Raw genomic sequence first — 19,669 nt, 5'->3', positions numbered from 1 at the left:
ACCGGCAGCCCTCAAAACACGATCTGGGCAAGCTTGGTGTCGAGATAGTCGCCAATGCCTTCAATCCCGCCCTCTCTGCCCATGCCGGAATGGTTGGTGCCGCCAAACGGTGCCTCGGACGCCGCCAGCGCAAAGCTGTTAATACCGACCATCCCTGCCTTCAGCGCCGATACCGTTCGCCGCGCCCGATCCGGCGACCGGGTAAAAGCGTAGGCCGACAGTCCCATGTCTGAAGCGTTGGCGCGCGAAAGAACTTCATCCTCCTCGTTAAACCGTGTGATTGCGGCAATGGGGCCAAAATTCTCGTCGGCGAAGACTTTCATATCGTCGGTGACATTGGTCAGAACGGTTGGCTTGTAGAAATGACCAGCGTTGAATTCCGACGCGCGTTCGCCGCCCGCCGCAACGTGCGCACCTGCTTTCACAGCATCCGAGACAATCGACTCAATCTCCGATAGGCGTCCGCCATTGATCAGAGGCCCCATTTGCACGGAAGGATCGAGGCCGTCGCCGAGTTTGAGCGCGTTTGTGCGGGAAACGAACCCGTCAACAAACGCGTCGTGCAAGCGTTCATGCACGAAGAAGCGATCCGGGGTCACGCAAACCTGGCCAGCATTTGCAAACTTTGTCGGCACGGACACGTTCAGTGCGAGCTCGAGATCGGCGTCGTCATAGACGATCAGCGGAGCGTTGCCGCCGAGTTCCATCGATACTTTCTTCACTGTATCGGCGGCATCGCGGATCATCTGCTGACCAACGCGTGTCGAGCCGGTCAGGGACACCTTGCGCACCGACTTGTCCGCCATGATTGGCACGTAGGTCGTCGCTGTCGGACCGACGACGAGATTGACGACGCCATCGGGCAAGTTGCCCGCCCGCATGCAATCGACCATGACCATGGCAACGCCCGGCGTCTGGGTCGAAGGTCTGATAATGATTGCACAACCCGCCGCAAGCGCCGGTGCCGCCTTGCGCGCGACGAGTGCCGCGGGAAAATTCCAAGCGGTAAAGGCGCCAACGATGCCGACCGGCTCACGTGACACCTCGAAGCGACCACCCGGCACGCGCGATTCAATGATCCGGCCATAGATGCGGCGTGCCTCTTCCGCGAACCACCGAAACTGATCGATGGACAGTCCCCATTCGCGCTCTGACTGCGCGATCGGCTTGCCGGTCTCGGCGGAAATCATCCTTTTCGCCTCATCGGCACGGCGGAGCATCTCGTCGGCAATCCGATGCAGGGCGTCGGCACGTGCGAAAGCGGCCGTCGTCCGCCAAGCCGCGAAGCCTTTGCTGGCTGCAGCCAGGGTTTCCTGCGTGTCGGCGGTCGTCGCTACGGGAACTGCGCCAAGAGCGCTCTGAGTGACGGGGCTTAGGACGTCAGCCGTTGCGCCGTCGGAGGCACGGCGCCAGTTGCCGTCGATATAGAGTCCAAACTTCTGATACATGGGTCACCCAATTTCGCTGGTTTTTATGGCGCGGCCTTCGGCCGCCGATTTGATTGCCGCTTCGGCCAGGATCAGAGCCTGACGACCATCCTCAAATCCAACCTCCGGAGCCTTGCCGGCGCCAATCGCATCGACGAAAGCGCTGATTTCAGCCATGAAGGCCTCGGCGTAGCGATCGATGAAGAAGTTGAGAAGCGGCGCGCCTTTGCCGGTGAAATCGGCACCGTGCAGCGTCGTCATGTTTGGGCGGCGATTTTCGGAGACGACCATTCCCTTTGTGCCGAGCGCCTCAACCCGCTGGTCATAGCCGTAGACGGCCTGGCGAGAATTATTGATGATGCATTGCTTGCCCGATGTGGTCTTGAGGACGACCGTCACGGTGTCGTAGTCGTCCAATCGCTGCATAAGAACCGGATCGACAAGACGGCTACCCACGGCCGAAACCTCGATCACCTCTTCGCCGAGCATGAACCGTGCCATATCGAAGTCATGGATGGTCATGTCGCGAAAGATGCCGCCGGATGCTTCGGTATAGGCGACCGGCGGCATTCCGGGGTCGCGCGAGGTTATAACGACCTGATGAAGGTCCCCGATATCGCCTGCACGGATAGCATCGCGCGCCGCCCTGTGGCCGGGATCGAAGCGGCGGACAAAACCGAGCATGATCGGTACCCTGGTCGTCCCAATTGCCTCCGCACATTGCTGGACACGCTTGAGGCTCAAATCGATCGGCTTCTCGCATAATATCGGCTTGCCGGCCGCGACGGCTTTCTCGATGAAATCTGCGTGTGTCGGTGTCGACGTGGCGATCAGGACCGCATCAACGGCGCTGCTGGAGAACAATCGCTCGGCAGAATCAAAGACGGCCACACCGTGTTTGCTCCCAACATCGTCTGCCGCAGAGCGATGAACGTCGAAGACGCCCGCAAGCGTCGCCCGCGGATGGGCAGCTATGTTTTCGGCATGCATGCGGCCAATACGGCCGCAGCCGAGAACGGCAATTTTCAACATCAAGATCCTCTCATTTCTATTTTTGCAATGATTGTTGCGGAACTATTGCTTTGTCAATTAATATTTCGTAACGTCGAAAAAACATGATCCATGGGAGGAGACCGGATGTCCCGGAAGACCGTACGCCTGACGATGGCGCAAGCGCTTGTGCGCTACTTATGCAATCAATTCACGGAGATCGATGGCGAGCGCTTACCGCTTTTTGCCGGCGTGTTCGGCATTTTCGGTCACGGCAACGTGACTTGCTTGTCGGAGGCGCTGGAGTCGGTGCAGGATCAGTTGCCAACCTGGCGCGGTCAAAATGAGCAGTCGATGGCACTCGCAGCGATCGCTTTTGCCAAAGCCAAACGCCGACGCCAATTGATGGTCGCGGCGACCTCGATCGGACCCGGTGCGGCCAACATGGTGACAGCGGCTGGCACAGCCCATGCCAACCGCCTGCCGGTGCTCCTGATCGCGGGAGATACGTTCGCAAACCGAATTCCCGATCCAGTTCTTCAGCAGGTTGAGCATTTCAGTGACCCGACCGTGACGGTCAACGACGCCTTCAAGTCAGTCACCAGATATTGGGATCGCATCGTTTTGCCTGAACAGATCATCTCATCCTTGCCGCAGGCAATCGCCACGATGCTTGATCCCGCAGACTGCGGTCCCGCATTCATTGGCCTTGCACAGGATGCTCAGGAAGTCGCGTTCGACTATCCCGCCGCGTTCTTCGAGCCCGCTGTATGGTCCATACCCCGCCCCCGTGCCGACAGAACAAGGCTTGTGGAAGCAGCCGCATTGCTCCAGGCCGCGAAGAGACCGCTGATCATTTCGGGAGGTGGCGTCCGCTATTCGTCGGCCGAAGAGAAGGTCGCGGAATTTGCTGTCAAACGCGGCATCCCGATCGTCGAAACAATCGCCGGCAAAGGCGCGATGACGCACAACCATCCCGCTCACGCCGGCCCCATCGGGATCGTTGGATCAACCTCGGCGAATGCGCTTGCCGGTGAGGCGGATGTCATTCTGGCGATCGGTACACGATTGCAGGACTTCACAACCGGTTCATGGACCGTGTTTCAGCAGGATGCAAAGTTCATTTCGATCAATGCCGCGCGCTTTGACGCGGTAAAGCATCGCGCACTTGCCGTCGTCGGGGATGCTCTCGAAACGGTGATTGAACTGGACGAGGCTCTCGGTGACTGGAAGGCCGATCCGGCGCTGCTTCCGAAGGCGCAGTCGCTATTTGCCGATTGGAACAAGCTCCTCGATCGGCATCAAGCGGTCACGAATGGGCCGATCCCGACCTACGCGCAGGTGGTCGGCATCGTCAACGAAACTTCAAAGCCGAACGATACGCTGATCGCAGCGGCAGGCGGCACACCCGGTGAGGTGACCAAGGGCTGGCGCGTCAAGAATCCCAACACGTTCGACTGCGAATTCGGCTTCAGTTGCATGGGATACGAGATCGCCGCAGGTTGGGGCCATGCGATGGCGAAAGCCGGTAACGGCACGCCGATCGTGATGATCGGCGACGGCACCTACATGATGATGAACTCCGACATCTATTCGACGGTATTGACGGGCCACAAGATGATAGTCGTCGTCTGCGACAACGGCGGTTATGCCGTCATCAATCGTCTCCAACAGTTCAAGGGCGTGCCTGGTTTCAACAATCTCATCAAAGATTGCCGCGTCAAGGAGCCTTTTGCCGTCGACTTCGTCAAACATGCTGAATCGATGGGTGCGCTCGCCCGGCGCTGCGAAAGCCTTGCCGATCTGAAAACCGCAATGGAGTGGGCACAAACGACCGACCGGACGACGGTCATCACCCTCGTCACCGATGCCCATGCCTGGGTGCCGGGCGATGCGGATTGGGACGTCGGCGTTCCTGAGGTCTCGGAGCGTAAATCCGTTCAAAAAGCACGCGCTGATCAGGAAAAGATCCGCCAGAAGCAGCGCGTAGGTGTTTGAGATGAACAGTATCGAGGGAAAAATCGCCGTCGTCACGGGTGGGACGCAGGGACTGGGTGCGGCAATTGCGCGACTTTTCGCCAAAGCAGGTGCCGCCGGCATCATCACCTGCGGACGAAATGCCGGGAAAGGCAACGCCGTTGCGGCCTCGATAACGAGCGAAACCGGGGTGCCGGTGACATTTGTCCCGGCGGATCTTGAGAAGGTCGAAGATTGCCGGTCGATCATCGCCAAAGCGGACTTCGAATTCGGCAGAGTCGATATTCTGGTCAATGCCGCGGGCCTCACTGACCGAGGCAATCTTTTGAATTCGTCTCCAGATCTTTTCGATCGAATGTTCGCCGTCAACGTTCGGGCACCGTTCTTTCTGATGCAGGAAGCGGCGAGACTGATGATCCGTGGTGGCGTCAAGGGCAGTATGGTCAATATCGGCTCGACATCGGAGCATGCGGGCCAGCCATTTCTAGCTCCCTATTCTGCGTCGAAGGGTGCGCTGGCGACGCTCACCCGGAACTCCGGCTACGCCCTGATGCGCAACCAGATCCGCGTGAACCAGCTCGATATCGGTTGGATGGCGTCTGACGGCGAAGATCGCATTCAGCGCGAATACCACGGGGCCGACCCCAACTGGCTCGCCACGGCCGCGGCGGCGCAACCCTTTGGCCGCATTCTGGCGCCCGAAGAAGTCGCCCGGGCCGTCCTCTTTCTCGCATCGAACGATTCGGGAATGATGACAGGCTCCGTCGTTCATTTCGATCAATCGGTCTGGGGAGCCTATGACGGCGGCCCCCCGGCGCCGGCAGAAGCCTTATCCGAATAGGAAAAAAGCATGAAAACGATCAAGGGACCGGGCATCTATCTCGCCCAATTCGCAGCTGACGAAGCCCCCTATAACTCGCTTTCCAGCCTCTCCAGGTGGGTCGCGGCCAGAGGTTTCGCCGGCGTTCAAATCCCGACCTGGGATAATCGCCTGATCGATATGAAGATGGCAGCCGAAAGCAAGACGTATTGCGATGACCTCAAGGGGGTGCTGGCGGAAAGTGGCCTTGAAGTGACCGAACTGGGCTCGCATATCACGGGCCAGCTCGTTGCCGTCCACCCTGCCCATGACCGGATCATGGACAGTTTCGCCCCCGCCAATGTCCACAACAATCCGGCCGGGCGCCGAGCATGGGCTGAGGAACAAATGCGTTTTGCTGCCCGCGCCTCGCGGAATCTCGGTATTGATCGCCATGTTAGCTTCACCGGATCGCTGCTGTGGCCCTATCTCTACCCCTATCCGCAATGGCCGGAGGGCCTGGTCGACGAGGCTTTCGATGAGCTTGCAAGGCGCTGGATGCCAATTCTGAACGACTTCGATGAACAGGGCGTCGATCTCTGCTTCGAGATCCATCCCTGCGAGGATGTCCACGACGGACTGACCTTCGAGATGTTTCTTGAGCGCGTCGGCAATCATCGCCGCTGCAACATCCTCTACGATCCGAGCCACTTCGTCCTGCAGGCGCTCGACTATCTAGAATTCATCGATCACTACCACGAGCGCATCAAGATGTTCCACGTCAAGGATGCCGAGTTCAGGCCGAACGGCAAAACGGGCGCCTATGGCGGATTCCAGCCTTGGTCGAAGCGCGCCGGACGATTCCGGTCACTCGGCGACGGTCAGGTAGATTTCGGCGCTGTCTTCACCAAACTGGCAACCTATGACTTCGATGGATGGGCGGTACTGGAGTGGGAGTGCTTCATCAAACATCCGGAGGACGGTGCCGCGGAAGGCGCAAAGTTCATCCGCGAGCACATTATCAGGGTAGCGGACCGTGCGTTCGATGACTTCGTGAAATCCGGCGCCAACAAGGACGCCAATCGAGCCATGCTCGGACTTGATTGAGGACAGCCATGACGACAAACTCTTCTTCGCAAATGCCGCTCCGCCTCGGAATGGTGGGGGGCGGCAACGGCGCCTATATCGGCAATATTCATCGTATCGCGGCTCGCCAGGACAGGGCGTGGGCCTTGGTCGCTGGCGCATTCGACGTCGATGCTGCCCGCGGTCACGCCTTCGCGGCAAGCGAAGGTTTGGATCGCACGCGCTCCTATGATGATTTCAAGGCGATGATCGCGGGCGAAAGCCGCCGTGAGGATCGGATCGATGCCGTTGCGATCTGCACGCCCAATTTCACTCATTTCCCCATCGCCAAGGCTTTTCTGGAAGCAGGTTTCGACGTCATCTGCGAGAAACCTTTGACCGCAACTTTGGAAGACGCTGTCGCGCTCGAAAACTTGGTTCGCAGTAGCGGCCGGTTCATGGGGGTCACATATACCTATTCTGGCTATCCGATGATACATGAAGCCAAGCATATGGTTGCGACCGGTCAGCTCGGAAAGATCCGTACCGTCCAAGTTGAATACCCGCTGGAATGGATGGCAACCGCCATTGAGACAAAAGGCAATGCTCAGGCCGCCTGGCGCACTGATCCGAAGAAAAACGGTCGTGGTGGCTCGATCGGCGATATCGGCACGCATGCCTACCATCTGGCTGGCTTCGTCTCAGGCCTCAAGCTTCAATCGTTGACCGCGGATCTCGCCACCTTTGTTGAAGGGCGCGCCTTGGATGACAACGCTCATGTCATGCTGCGCTATGAAGGCGGCGCCCGTGGACTTCTCTGGTCTTCACAGGTAGCGCTTGGATCATCAAATGGCGTGCGGCTCCGGGTGTTTGGCGAGCAAGCCTCGCTAACGTGGTTCCAGGAGCAACCGAACGAGCTCGTGCACGCTCGGCTGAACGGAAGGACTGAAATCATCAAACGCGGTGCGGACGACCTTAGCGAAGGCGCCAAAGCGCGGATCCGCACACCTCCCGGCCATCCCGAGGGTTATCTCGAGGCATTTGCGAATCTGTATGCCGGCTTTGCTGAAGCAATCCGTGCCAAGCGCGAAGGACGCGAACCGACAGCGATCGGACGCGATATTCCGACTGCACATGATGGGCTCAAGGGTGTCGCATTCGTCGATGCCGTTGCTGACTGCGCAGCGGCAGCCAATCAGCCTTGGTTTACGCCAATTGCCGTTTAACCATTCAAGCCCGTCAACGCGGCCAAGGCGCTCCGGTATCCCCGTCCACGACGACGGCATCATCGGCGGGGATGGCCATGTCAGCCTGAAGGGGCTGAAGCTGATCTGAAAAGCACAGGCGGGCTTGAATCGACGCTCGTAAAACAATCTGTAACATTGACCGGCTACCGATAGAGGGGCGACATTTCGCGGCGCAATGATTCCTTTCCAATCCGGGGCCAGATGATGCTTCAGTACGATCTTGTTGTGGTGGGCAGCGGTCCCGCAGGGCGCCGCGGCGCGATCCAGGCTGCGAAACTCGGCAAGAAAGTGCTTGTCATCGAGCAGGGCAAACGCGTCGGCGGCGTCTCCGTGCATACCGGCACCATCCCCTCCAAAACGTTGCGCGAGACCGCCCTCAATCTTTCAGGCTGGCGCGAACGCGGCTTCTACGGCCGGTCTTACCGCGTCAAGGAGGAGATCAGTGCGGATGATCTGCGCCGCCGCCTGCTGATCACGCTCAATCACGAGGTCGAGGTGCTGGAACATCAGTTTGCCCGCAACCGCGTGCAGCATATTCGCGGCAAGGCGAGCTTTATCAATGCGTCGACGCTGCAGGTGATCAAGGATGACGGCGAGATCACCCAGGTCACCGCCGCCAGCGTGCTGCTTGCCGTCGGCACAAAGCCGTTCCGTCCGGATTACATCCCCTTCGACGGCAAGACCGTTCTCGACAGCGACGAGTTGCTCGATATCCAGGAATTGCCGCGCTCGATGGTCGTCATCGGCGCCGGCGTCATCGGCATCGAATATGCGACGATCTTCAGCGCGCTCGACACGGCCGTCACCGTCATCGACCCTAAGGCGACGATGCTCGACTTCATCGACAAGGAAATCGTCGAGGACTTCACCTATCAGCTGCGCGACCGCAACATGAAGCTGCTGCTTGGCCAGAAGGCCGACAAGGTGGAGACGCTTGAGGGCGGCAAGGTCGAGCTGACACTCGACAGCGGCCGGCGCCTGACAACGGATATGGTGCTGTTTGCCGCCGGCCGCATGGGCGCAACCGACGCGCTGAACCTTCCGGCGATCGGCCTCGAAGCCGACAGCCGCGGCCGCCTCAAGGTCAATCCGGAAACATTCCAGACATCGGTTGCCAACGTCTATGCCGCCGGCGACGTTGTCGGCTTTCCGAGCCTTGCCTCGACCTCGATGGAACAGGGTCGCATCGCCGCCCGCGTCGCGATCGGCGCGGTTGCCAAGGAGCCGCCGAAATATTTCCCCTACGGCATCTATGCCGTGCCGGAAATTTCCACCTGCGGTCTGACCGAAGAGGAGATGAAGGAGCGCGGCATTCCCTACGAATGCGGCATCGCTCGTTTCCGTGAAACCTCGCGCGGTCATATCATGGGCCTCGACACCGGGCTTTTGAAGTTGATCTTCTCGCTGAAGACACGCCGCCTGCTTGGCGTGCATATCGTCGGCGAAGGCGCCACCGAGCTGGTGCATATCGGCCAGGCGGTGCTCAATCTCAAAGGCACGGTCGAATATTTCGTCGAAAACACCTTCAACTATCCGACGCTTGCGGAAGCCTACAAGATCGCCGGCCTCGACGCCTGGAACCGGATGGGCGACATCAAGTCGGAACTCTGAGGGCGTCTCATAAGCGGCGGGCTCGTCTAGATCCGGCCGCCAAAACGGAGCCGAACGCTATTGCGCATCATTTCGCTGAACGCCTGGGGCGGCAGGCTGCACGAGGCCCTCATTGACTATGTGAGACGGGCCGATGCGGATGTGCTGTGCCTGCAGGAGGTGTTGCGGGCGCCGGGGGCGAATGAGGGATGGTCGATCTATCGGGATGGGGAGCTGGAGCTGCCTCAGCGCGCCAATCTGTTTGCAGAGATCGGCGCCGCCCTGCCCGGCCACGACGGCTTCTTCTGCCCGACATCGAGAGGTGAGCTGTTTAACGGCGATAGCGCCATTGCCGCCGAATTCGGGCTGGCGACCTTCGTGCGCAAATCGCATTCGGTCATCGCCCAGGGGCTGGACTTCGTGCATGGCAGGTTTTCCGCCAATGGCTGGGGTGAACATCCGCGGCCGCGGAACGCCCATTGCATCCGCGTCTTCAGCCATGAGCACGCTTCCAGCCTGACCATCGCCCACATGCATGGCCTGCGTGATCCGGCCGGCAAGGGCGACACGGCCGCCCGCGAGAAGCAGGCGGCCGCACTGGTTGCGCTTGTCGAGCGGGTCTGGCCCGGCAACGAAGGGCTCGTCATCTGCGGCGATTTCAACATATTGCCCGACAGCGAGACTTTCACGATTCTCGCCAGACTCGGGCTTTCCGAGCTGGTCACCGGAAACGGCCTTGTAGACACGCGAACCTCCTACTATCTGAAGCAGGGCCGCTTTGCCGATTACATGCTGGTCACACCGGAGGTGAGGATTGCCAGTTTCGAGGTGGTCGAGGCGCCCGAGGTCTCCGACCACCGCGCATTGCTGCTCGATATCGGGTAGTATATTGAGGAATATGCTGCGAGAAGCGTTTTGCGTGCAGCGCCGTTTTTTTTACGCCTTAGTTTGACCGCCTGAATCGTATTGATACGCAATGCCTGATAGATGCATTCAACGCCATTTTGCCTCCGGCAAAAGCTTCTGAAGAAAGATAGATAATCTTGTCCCATGTCTTGGAAGCTGCACGCCGACGTTTTCAGCTGATCCTGATCAAGCCGTCGCATTATGACGACGACGGCTATGTCATCCGCTGGTGGCGGGCGATGATCCCTTCCAATTCGCTCGCGGCTCTCTATGGCATCGCTGCCGAATGCGCGGAACGCAAAGTGCTCGGGCCCGATACGGCGATCGACATCACCGTGATCGACGAGACCAATACGCGGATCGACTTCGCCGGGCTACTCGCACAGTTCAAGCGCCACGACAATTTCGGCATGATCGCGCTGGTTGGCGTCCAGACCAACCAGTATCCACGTGCGCTCGATATTGCCCGGCCCTTCCGCGATGCCGGCCTGCAGGTTTCGATCGGCGGCTTCCATGTTTCCGGCTGCCTGTCGATGCTGGACGGCAAGGCGGTCGGGCTCGAAGCCTGCCGCGATATGGGCATCTCGATGTTCGCCGGCGAGGCCGAGGGCCGGCTGGAAATGGTGCTGCGCGATGCCGCAGGCGGCGAGCTGAAGCCGCTCTACAATTTCATGAACGACCTTCCCGGCATCGGCGGCACGCCGGTTCCCTTCCTGCCGAAGGACAATATCCAGCGCACGCTCGGGCTCAGCACCAGCTTCGATGCCGGGCGCGGCTGTCCCTATCAGTGCTCGTTCTGCACCATCATCAACGTGCAAGGACGCAAGTCGCGCTTCCGCTCGGCCGATGACGTCGAAAAGCTTGTGCGGATGAACTGGGCGCAGGGCATCCACAAATTCTTCATCACCGACGACAATTTCGCCCGCAACAAGGATTGGGAAGCGATTTTCGACCGGCTGATCGAGCTCAAGGAGCGGGACGGCATTCCGCTCGGTCTGATGATCCAGGTCGACACGCTCTGCCACAAGATACCGAATTTCATCGAAAAATCCCGGCGCGCCGGCGTCACCCGCGTCTTCATCGGCCTCGAAAACGTCAATCCTGACAATCTGACGGCCGCCAAGAAGAACCAGAACAAGATCACCGAATATCGCAAGATGCTGCTCGCCTGGAAGGCGCAGGGCATCATGACGCTCGCCGGTTATATCCTGGGCTTCCCCGCCGACACGCCGGAATCGATCCGCCGCGACATCGCAATCATCCAGGAAGAGCTGCCGCTCGATGTCATCGAATTCTTCATCCTGACGCCGTTGCCCGGCTCCGAGGATCATCAGGTCCTATGGAAGAAGAATGTCGAGATGGACGCCGATCTCAACATCTACGATGTCGAACACGTCTGCACCGCGCATCCAAAGATGAGCAAGCAGGAGTGGGAAGATATCTACCACGAGGCCTGGGCGCTCTATTATTCGCCTGATCACATGAAGACGCTGCTACGCCGGGCCGTGGCGACCGGGGTACCGCTCGCAAGACTTGTCAAGGTTCTCGTCTCCTTCGCAACCACCGTGCCGCTGGAAAACGTGCATCCGCTGCAGAGCGGCCTCCTCCGCCTGAAGACGCCTTCGGAGCGGCGCCCTGACCTGCCGCGCGAAAATCCGCTGGTCTTCTGGCCGCGCTTTGCCTGGGAAACATTCAGAAAACACGCTTCGCTCGCCGGCACCATCATCGGCCTGACCATTTCGGCATTCCTGATTTCAAGGGAAGCGAAGTCGAAGACCTATATGGATCAGGCCCTGACGCCGGTCGCCGACGATGAGGAAGAAACACTCAGCCTCTTCACCAAAACAGCAGGCGGCACTGCTGCCGTCAGCCATGTGAGAAAAGTCGCGGAGCTGACACGGACCGCGCATTGAATTGCAATTCCGCTGAAGCGCGTCGCATGAATCAAGTTTGATGCGACGCGCTTTAGCGGCTTGAGGTTTGAGCGTCCTGGTTTATCTGGATGATCTCAGCTACTTGCAGCGTGTCGACGAATTCGACGATCTTGACTGGTTTCCCATCCTTGAAATGGATTTTGTCGACGAATTCCGTATGGAAGCTCACGCCCGATGGAATGTGCCGGACCTCACCTTCGCGATGGGCGAAGACCATATGCTCGTCTTCGTCCACATAAATGCCGGTTGTCTTGATCTTGGATAGATCCCAGACAGTGATGAGCTGCTCTATCACCTGACGAAAGGCAGGCCCGCCGGATTCAGTCGAAAGAGGCGACATCCGTGCATTGCCGGCCATCCGAAAGGTACAATCCTCCCCGAACAGCGCCAGCGTGCCCTCGATATCGCCGCGGCCACGCACAGCATAGATATCCTCTACCAGCTTCTTCATGTCGTTCTTTGCGGTCACTTTCAGGTCCCTCCACCCACCAGCAAATCTGCACCGAATTATACTTTATTGCAACTATTTGTTGTTTCCGATGAAGACGAGGGACTGCCGGATGCTCCGTAAAAGAAAAGGCCCCGCACGATGGCGGGGCCTTCAAACATCAAAACCGGGAAGCGATTATTCGGCGCTTTCGTCGGCTGCCTTCTTCTTCGGAGCGGCCTTCTTCTTCGGAGCGGCGGCTTCTTCGCCTTCGCCGGCGTCGGCAGCTTCAGCTTTGGCGGCAGCCTTCTTCTTCGGGGCGGCCTTCTTGGTTTCAGCCTTCGCCTCGCCCTCTTCCTCGGCGAGCAGTTCTTCCTTGGTCACCTTCTTGTCGGTGACGTCGATTTCGGTCAGCAGATGATCGATGACCTTCTCTTCGAAGATCGGCGCGCGGATCGAAGCTGCGGCGCCCGGCTGGCTGCGGAAGAATTCGAGGATCTGCTTTTCCTGGCCCGGATACTGGCGCAGCTGATCGTAGATGGCGCGCTGCATCTCGTCTTCGGTGACTTCGACGCCGGCCTTTTCACCGATTTCGGAGAGAACGAGGCCGAGGCGGACGCGACGCTCTGCAAGCGTCTTGTATTCCTCACGTGCCTTCTCTTCGGTGGTCTCTTCGTCCTCGAAGGTCTTGCCTGATTGAGCGAGGTCGTTGTTCACCTGGCTCCAGATGCCGTTATATTCGGCGTCGACGAGCGAGGTCGGGGTCTCGAACTTGTACATCTCATCGAGCTGGTCGAGGATCTGACGCTTCAGCTTCTGGCGGGTCAGCGAGCCGTACTGCGATTCGATCTGGCCACGGACGATCTCCTTCAGGCGATCGGCGGATTCGATGCCGAGCTTGGAGGCGAGTTCGTCATTGATCTCGACGGCGCCGGGGGCTGCAACATCCTTGACCGATACGTCGAAGGTGGCTTCCTTGCCGGCAAGGTTCTTGGCCGGATAGTCGGCCGGGAAGGTCACGGTAATGGTCTTCTCGTTGCCGGCCTTGACGCCGACAAGCTGGTCTTCGAAGCCCGGAATGAAGCGGCCGGAGCCGAGCACCAGCTCGGCGCCCTGGTCGGTGCCGCCTTCAAAGGCTTCGCCGTCGACCTTGCCGACGTAATCCATGGTGATGCGGTCGCCGTTGGCAGCCTTGCCGGTCTTGGTCTCGTAAGCGCGGGCGCTTTCGGCAACCTTCAGGACCTGCTCGGTGACTTCGTCGTCAGAGATGTCGATGACTTCGCGGGTGACCTTGATGCCCTTGACCGACTTCAGCTCGATCGGCGGCAGCACTTCATAGGAGAGCGTGAATTCGAAATCCTGCTCGGCGGCGAGGATCTTGTCGGCTTCGTCCTTGTCCTCGGTCATGGCAATTTCCGGCTGCGTGGCAGACTTCTCGCCGCGGCTGGAGAGGATGGCGGACGGCTGCTCGCGGACGATCTCGTTGACGAGTTCGGCCATGATCGACTTGCCGTAGACCTTCTTCAGGTGAGCAGCGGGTACCTTCCCCGGACGGAAGCCGTTGATGCGGACCTTGTCCTTCACATCGGCAAGACGCTCGTTCATCTTGTCTTGCATGTCCTTGGCCGGGATAACGACCTTGATTTCGCGCTTCAGCCCTTCAGCGAGCGTTTCGATAACCTGCATGTCTTCCTACCTTCATGTCCTGGCGGCCGTGCCCAGACGCCGTTCGTTTCAATGAGCACGACGCCGGCAGCGTGCCGCGCGTGGCTTTTCCCAATTCCTGTATCATTCCACCCAAAGGGGAACGGCACTCGCTTCCGGGTATTCGGGACGACTATCTCCCGCCTGCAAACAGCTTGGTGCGGGTAGAGAGACTTGAACTCCCACGCCTTGCGGCACCAGAACCTAAATCTGGCGTGTCTACCAATTTCACCATACCCGCGTTCACAAAACCGCATGCCTATGCCTGCGCATGAGGCCTTCCGGAGCGCGGCGTCTCTATATCACCCGATTTGGTCGAGGCAAAGGAAAAATGAACGGGAAATGACAGGGATTTGCGGCCCGCAAACCGCGCTCATCCGACGACCCGCCGGATCAGTAGAGCGGCTCGTCGTAAACCGGCTTGCCGTCAACGAGAAGACCGCGGATCTGCGCGCTTCCCGCCGGCGAGACGCGCACGGCGATTGCGACATTGCCGCCGTTGCGGGCCTCCTCGATCGGCTTGCCCTGACCTTCGGGAACGTAGTAGCGCTCGATGCCGTATTCGACGCGGATGCTGTCGCCGGCGGCAAGTCCACCGCTGTAGAAGGGCTGGCTGCGCAGGATCACGGTTTCCGGCAGCGGCGGCAGTTGGTGAAAGGACGATTCGATCACCGTCCAAAAACCGTCTTCCTGCTTCTTCAACCGAACCCATAACGTGCGCTCGCCGGGTTCTGCCGGAATGCCGCCCGAGACCGTCTGCACCGGCACCGAGGAAATGTCATAGTTCAAGACGACATAATCACCGCGCAGGAAATCGCGCGGGTCGACGGGCGCGGTCTTCAGCAGCACTTCAGCGCCATTGTTGAGGATCGACGCGCGGCTTTGGATGATCGTGCCGAGGATCACGGTCTGCAGGCCGGCGACGATGATTGCCGAAAGCAGATAACCCTTGCCGGATTGCAGCCTTGCCATCAGCGAGTTCATGCGCCCTCCCCCTGTGCATTCGCCGAAAAGCGCCGTTCAAGACGAATGACGATCCAGGCAACCAGCGCGACGACGAGACCGGAGAACAGGAAGAGGCTCGACGTGCCGAGGATCGAGCCAACGGTGACGGAAGCGAGATAAAGCATCTCGGCGGCAAAGGTCGTATAAGCGAGATAACGCACCGCGCCGTTGTCCCGGCCATGCAGAGCGATCGCCAGCACCGAGGCGGCAAGCGTCGCCACGCCCAGCACCACCAGCCGCCAGCCGTCCTCGATTTCGATATGCAGCAGCAGGAAGCCGATCGCGGCGACGAGGAAGCTGTAGAAGGCCGGGGCCGCACCGGCGCTCCGGACCAGGGAGGCGACAGACCGGGTAGGCAACGCCGTCAGGACGAAAGCCACCATGCCGCCGATCGCGAAGGCAAGCGCCACGGCGATCTCCTCGTAAAGCGTATAGAGCCAGGCAAGCCAGCCGATCAGCAGCAGATAGGCGAGATGGCGGGCCCGCTCGGCGCCAGTATACCGCACCAGCCCGATGACGATCGCCGCCATGACGGGCGCCATCCAGGGATCGAGCCCTATCCAATGCGTGTCGTAATTCTCGAGATAGACAGCAAAGGATGCCCAGGACAGGAAACCCGCGACGACGGCCACGGCACCCGAGCGGAACAGGATCGCCGAGATCGTCGCGATGGCGAACCAGAGATACATCACCGTCTGCTCGTCGCCGGAGAGATGATACATCTGTCCGACCAGAGAGATGGCGCCGCCGAAACTCATCGCGCCGATGATCAGCAAGCCGCTTGCCGCCGCTGACGCACCGCGGGCAAGCATTCGGGCGGCGGCAAGGTGTACCCCCCAGATCAGGGCAAGGATCACGCCGACGCGGATAAGCCGCGGAATGGCCTCCCAGTTGGAGGCGACGACCAGCAGGATGGCGGCTGCCAGCAGCACCGCCGCCAGCGCCATTAGCACCCGCCCAAGGCTGAAGCTTGCCGGGCGGCTGTCATATTCGGCAAGAAGCGTGCCTGCCGTTTCCTGCCCCAGCAGGCCTTTGCCCACCCAGAGGGAGAGATCCCGCTCCAATCTTCCGCGATACATGCTCCCACCCTTATTTCCGCGACGCTCGTTCCGGCGCTGCGGCTTTCGTCGTTATAGACGCAGCATCGAGGTTCGCAAACGTCCTCCCGACAAATATACAAATTCCTCATTGGTCTAAATTGGGGCGAGTATTAACCGGCCGCTAACGTCATTAGCGCTATTATAAGTGCATGTTCGAAGAGGTATGCATACTGCGCATATCCCTCATGAATTTATTGCACTGCAAAAATCCAATTAGTCATACTATTTAGAGATAACATCGAAGCACGGGGATGGCGCCCCGGCCCGGTTCTGCCGGATGCCCGCGGAATGATTGTCCGTGTCGAGATTCGCAGCCGCGCACTCCTCCTCCCAAGCGCGCTGCGATAAGACTGGCGACACTCCTCCTCCCGGTTGCCAGTCATCATAATGCGCCCGCCGGATCCTCCCCCGGCGGGCGTTTTATCGCGCAAGAACGCATTAAAGCATTGGGTGCACCCCCATCGTGCCACACTGCCGCCACACCGCCCTGACGAGGCTGTGAACAGTTGGGCGGCTATCGATCGAAGCGAAACACTTCATTACGGTGGACGCACGGGCGGAACCGCCGGAGAGAACAGCGTTTTGACGCGAGAACGCCCGTTCGGTGAGATTGCTTTCCTCGGAATCATTCTGCCTATTCATTGACCAAAAAAAGGTAAGTCTTGGTCAATCACCCTTTGAGCATTGCATACTCCGCATAGGTGATCTGAAAACTTGTCTGTTTTCCTCTTTCGCGCCGCAACATATATTCGGGTCATCAAATAGAGGTCAGCGCCGATCAGTGGCTGCTGGCAGATCAAACCCTCGGAAAGGGGCTTAACATGAACTTCTCTCGCTCTTTCAATAACTGGCGCAAGTACCGTCAGACCGTCACCGAACTCGGCCGCATGAGCAACCGCGAATTGCACGACCTCGGCATCGACCGTTCGGACATCCATCGTGTCGCCCGTGAGGCTTCCGCCCGCTAGTTCAAGGCGATCGCTGCATCCTCCCAAGCAGTTCGTCCTCGATCGAAACGCCCGCTGTACCAACAGCGGGCGTTTTCTTTGTCCTACGCACTGCCGCTGCGGTTGCACGCCGTTAGCGGTTTCCTTAGCCCGCTCAAAAAGTATCCACCGCCTAATTGGCAAGCATCACATTGCACAATTGCATAGCAGACGCCTTTTATTTGCACTGCACAAAAGCGCGGTTCTCGCCTATATAAACATCAACCGCAGAGTGATAGGCGATCCCGCCATCCAGCGGACATTTGTTTGAGGAAAAAGACAATGAACCCGATCCGCATTGCAAGAAGCTGGCTCAGCTACCGCCGTACGCTCAACGAACTCGGCGGCCTCTCGAACCAGACCCTGTCCGATATCGGCGTCAGCCGTTACGACATCCGCAACATCGCATCCCGCTCGTTCCGTTAATAGCCAGTCGCTAACAACGGGCTTGATGCTTCCAAGACGGCGCCTCAAGGCGCCGTTTTTGATTCCCGGGTGTTGGATCGCACCTGCCGACATGGTATCAGCCCGGAATGAACACGATCTCTTCCTATTCCCCCATCCACGTTGTCGGCGGCGGACTTGCCGGTTCGGAAGCCGCCTGGCAAATCGCCAGTTCCGGTATTCCCGTCATCCTGCATGAAATGCGCGGGGTGCGCGGCACGGAGGCACACAAGACCGACGGACTTGCCGAGCTGGTCTGCTCCAACTCCTTCCGCTCCGACGATGCGACCAGCAATGCCGTCGGCGTCATCCACGCCGAGATGCGCATGGCGGGCTCGCTGATCATGGCGACTGCCGATCGCCACCAGGTGCCGGCCGGCGGCGCGCTCGCCGTCGATCGCGACGGCTTTTCCGAAGCCGTGACCCGGGCAATCCACGACCACCCGCTGATCACGGTCGTGCGTGAAGAGATCACCGGCCTGCCGCCTGGTGACTGGGATCTCGCCATCGTCGCCACCGGGCCGCTGACCGCACCGTCGCTCGCAAGCGCCATCCAGGCGCAAACGGGCGAGGATTCGCTCGCCTTCTTCGATGCCATCGCGCCGATCGTCTACCGCGAGAGCATCGACATGGATATCTGCTGGTATCAGTCGCGCTACGACAAGGTCGGTCCCGGCGGCACCGGCAAGGATTATATCAATTGCCCGATGGACGAGGCGCAGTACAATGCCTTCGTCGACGCACTGATATCGGGCGACACGGTCGGTTTCAAGGAATGGGAAGGTACGCCTTATTTCGACGGCTGCCTGCCGATCGAGGTGATGGCCGAACGCGGCCGCGAGACGCTGCGCCACGGGCCGATGAAGCCGATGGGGCTGACCAATCCGCATAACCCGACGGTCAAGGCCTATGCCGTCGTGCAGCTGCGCCAGGACAATGCGCTCGGCACGCTCTACAATATGGTCGGCTTCCAGACGAAGCTGAAATATGGCGCGCAGGCGGAAATCTTCCGCATGATCCCCGGCCTGGAAAATGCGGAATTCGCCCGCCTCGGCGGCCTGCACCGCAACACCTATATCAACTCCCCCACCCTGCTCGACCCGTCGCTGACCTTGAAATCGCGGCCCGGCCTGCGTTTCGCCGGCCAGATCACCGGCTGCGAGGGGTATGTGGAAAGCGCCAGCGTCGGGCTGATGGCCGGGCGTTTCGCCGCCGCCGAACGCAAGGGCGAGGCGATCTCGCTGCCGCCGGCAACGACGGCGCTCGGCTCGCTGCTCGGTCATATCACCGGTGGGCATATCGTCACCGACGAGGAGCCGGGCAAACGCTCGTTCCAACCGATGAACATCAATTTCGGGCTGTTTCCGGAACTTCAGCCCGGATCGATCGTCAAGCCCGAGGGCGTCAAGCGTTTCCGCGGTAAGGACAAAACGATCATGAAGCGGCAGTTGATCGCGCGGCGCGCGCTTACGGACTGCGCCGCCTGGCTGGGCCAGAACTCGCCGCTCGCCGAAAGCGCCTAACTCGCTATTTAGTGCTTGTTCGCCGCCGAAATATGGTCGAACGGCAGATCCTTATCCGGCCCGGCGATATAGTTGCCGAGCAGCCAGAGCGCGACTTCCGCGGACTCCTTGGCGGAAGCGAATTCGAAATCGCCGTTGTGATGCGGCGCATCGAGGAAATCGATCACCAGGCCCCTGCCCGTTTGCGAGCTGACGACGCGCACCCGGCCCGGCTCGATCAGATGACAGGCGAAGTGGCGCGACATGTTGCGCATGAAGCCGGCCTTGTTGTCATGCAGGCGCACGAAAATGGCCTGGCCGTTCTCCGTCGCCTGCAACTGGCGGATCGCTTCGTTCGGAAATGCGCGGCCGAACTCGATGATGGCGAGGCCCGTGTCATGCAGGCCGTCTTCCTTGTTCTGCGCAGCCATGCGCGTTACCACGAAGGCAAAGAAGATGACGATGGCGAATAGAACGCACCAGACGATAATGCCCACGCCGAGTCTCCGTTCAAAAGGTAGCGGTTCAAGCCTTGTAACGCGCGAGACTTGCGCGAGTTTGACCGG

At 59.7% G+C, this 19,669-nt stretch carries 17 protein-coding genes and 1 tRNA gene; 10 read left to right on the top strand and 8 right to left on the bottom strand.

The window, feature by feature from the left end; all coding sequences use genetic code 11:
* Positions 1-11: 11 nt before the first annotated feature.
* Both K6N12_RS08025 and iolG read right to left on the bottom strand, forming a co-directional pair.
* Positions 12-1,448, bottom strand: coding sequence for an NAD-dependent succinate-semialdehyde dehydrogenase (locus K6N12_RS08025; protein ID WP_097625306.1), 1,437 nt, complete (start codon positions 1,446-1,448; stop codon positions 12-14).
* Between the two features lie 3 nt (positions 1,449-1,451).
* Positions 1,452-2,462 (bottom strand): inositol 2-dehydrogenase, encoded by a 1,011-nt coding sequence (iolG, locus tag K6N12_RS08020; protein WP_206099934.1) that lies wholly within the window; start codon positions 2,460-2,462, stop codon positions 1,452-1,454.
* A 102-nt stretch (positions 2,463-2,564) separates the two neighbouring features.
* Between iolG and iolD the strand changes: the two genes are divergently transcribed.
* The 7 genes from iolD (at position 2,565) to K6N12_RS07985 (ending at position 11,914) form a co-directional block, all read left to right on the top strand.
* Positions 2,565-4,415 (top strand): 3D-(3,5/4)-trihydroxycyclohexane-1,2-dione acylhydrolase (decyclizing), encoded by a 1,851-nt coding sequence (gene iolD, locus K6N12_RS08015; protein WP_097625304.1) that lies wholly within the window; start codon positions 2,565-2,567, stop codon positions 4,413-4,415.
* 1 nt (position 4,416) lies between these two features.
* A complete protein-coding gene (locus K6N12_RS08010) occupies positions 4,417-5,235 on the top strand; it encodes an SDR family oxidoreductase (RefSeq protein ID WP_097625303.1) in 819 nt (272 codons plus the stop codon).
* 9 nt (positions 5,236-5,244) lie between these two features.
* Positions 5,245-6,300, top strand: coding sequence for a sugar phosphate isomerase/epimerase family protein (locus K6N12_RS08005; protein ID WP_097625302.1), 1,056 nt, complete (start codon positions 5,245-5,247; stop codon positions 6,298-6,300).
* 8 nt (positions 6,301-6,308) lie between these two features.
* Complete coding sequence (locus K6N12_RS08000; RefSeq protein WP_239620335.1) at positions 6,309-7,484, top strand: Gfo/Idh/MocA family protein; 1,176 nt, start codon at positions 6,309-6,311, stop codon at positions 7,482-7,484.
* Positions 7,485-7,709: 225 nt separating this feature from the next.
* Positions 7,710-9,116, top strand: coding sequence for a Si-specific NAD(P)(+) transhydrogenase (gene sthA / locus K6N12_RS07995; protein ID WP_054183296.1), 1,407 nt, complete (start codon positions 7,710-7,712; stop codon positions 9,114-9,116).
* Between the two features lie 60 nt (positions 9,117-9,176).
* On the top strand, positions 9,177-9,980 hold the full coding sequence (locus K6N12_RS07990) for an endonuclease/exonuclease/phosphatase family protein (RefSeq protein WP_097625301.1): 804 nt from the start codon (positions 9,177-9,179) through the stop codon (positions 9,978-9,980).
* Positions 9,981-10,138: 158 nt separating this feature from the next.
* Positions 10,139-11,914 carry a B12-binding domain-containing radical SAM protein gene (locus K6N12_RS07985; RefSeq protein WP_097625300.1) on the top strand — a complete coding sequence of 592 codons (1,776 nt, stop codon included), beginning with the start codon at positions 10,139-10,141 and terminating at the stop codon, positions 11,912-11,914.
* Between the two features lie 52 nt (positions 11,915-11,966).
* On the opposite strand, the gene K6N12_RS07980 is transcribed toward K6N12_RS07985, so the two are convergent.
* The 5 genes from K6N12_RS07980 to K6N12_RS07960 all read right to left on the bottom strand — a co-directional run bounded on the left by K6N12_RS07980 (position 11,967) and on the right by K6N12_RS07960 (position 16,150).
* Complete coding sequence (locus tag K6N12_RS07980; protein ID WP_097625299.1) at positions 11,967-12,404, bottom strand: nuclear transport factor 2 family protein; 438 nt, start codon at positions 12,402-12,404, stop codon at positions 11,967-11,969.
* A 156-nt stretch (positions 12,405-12,560) separates the two neighbouring features.
* On the bottom strand, positions 12,561-14,048 hold the full coding sequence (tig, locus tag K6N12_RS07975) for a trigger factor (protein WP_097625298.1): 1,488 nt from the start codon (positions 14,046-14,048) through the stop codon (positions 12,561-12,563).
* Between the two features lie 174 nt (positions 14,049-14,222).
* Positions 14,223-14,307 (bottom strand) — tRNA-Leu (locus K6N12_RS07970).
* 152 nt (positions 14,308-14,459) lie between these two features.
* Positions 14,460-15,050 (bottom strand): GDYXXLXY domain-containing protein, encoded by a 591-nt coding sequence (locus K6N12_RS07965; protein WP_097625297.1) that lies wholly within the window; start codon positions 15,048-15,050, stop codon positions 14,460-14,462.
* Positions 15,047-16,150: a DUF2157 domain-containing protein gene (locus tag K6N12_RS07960; RefSeq protein ID WP_097625296.1), complete on the bottom strand. Its 1,104-nt coding sequence runs from the start codon at positions 16,148-16,150 to the stop codon at positions 15,047-15,049. Before K6N12_RS07960 ends, K6N12_RS07965 begins: the two co-directional genes overlap by 4 nt.
* An 842-nt stretch (positions 16,151-16,992) precedes the next feature.
* Here K6N12_RS07960 and K6N12_RS07955 point away from each other — a divergent pair.
* From K6N12_RS07955 to trmFO, 3 genes are all read left to right on the top strand, one after another.
* Positions 16,993-17,139 (top strand): DUF1127 domain-containing protein, encoded by a 147-nt coding sequence (locus tag K6N12_RS07955; protein WP_003586937.1) that lies wholly within the window; start codon positions 16,993-16,995, stop codon positions 17,137-17,139.
* A 300-nt stretch (positions 17,140-17,439) separates the two neighbouring features.
* Entirely contained in the window at positions 17,440-17,583 is a 144-nt protein-coding gene (locus tag K6N12_RS07950; RefSeq protein WP_003539017.1) for a DUF1127 domain-containing protein, read from the top strand.
* A 107-nt stretch (positions 17,584-17,690) separates the two neighbouring features.
* Positions 17,691-19,124 (top strand): methylenetetrahydrofolate--tRNA-(uracil(54)-C(5))-methyltransferase (FADH(2)-oxidizing) TrmFO, encoded by a 1,434-nt coding sequence (gene trmFO, locus K6N12_RS07945; protein ID WP_222148799.1) that lies wholly within the window; start codon positions 17,691-17,693, stop codon positions 19,122-19,124.
* An 8-nt stretch (positions 19,125-19,132) separates the two neighbouring features.
* Here the strand turns inward: trmFO and K6N12_RS07940 are convergent, their stop codons facing one another.
* On the bottom strand, positions 19,133-19,600 hold the full coding sequence (locus tag K6N12_RS07940) for a hypothetical protein (RefSeq protein ID WP_097625294.1): 468 nt from the start codon (positions 19,598-19,600) through the stop codon (positions 19,133-19,135).
* Between the last annotated feature and the right edge of the window lie 69 nt (positions 19,601-19,669).

It is taken from the genome of Rhizobium redzepovicii (assembly GCF_019793435.1).
Taxonomy (GTDB): Bacteria; Pseudomonadota; Alphaproteobacteria; order Rhizobiales; family Rhizobiaceae; genus Rhizobium; species Rhizobium redzepovicii.
The sequence above is the reverse complement of the archived record's forward strand: the minus strand, read 5'-3'. Positions and strand labels throughout refer to the sequence as shown.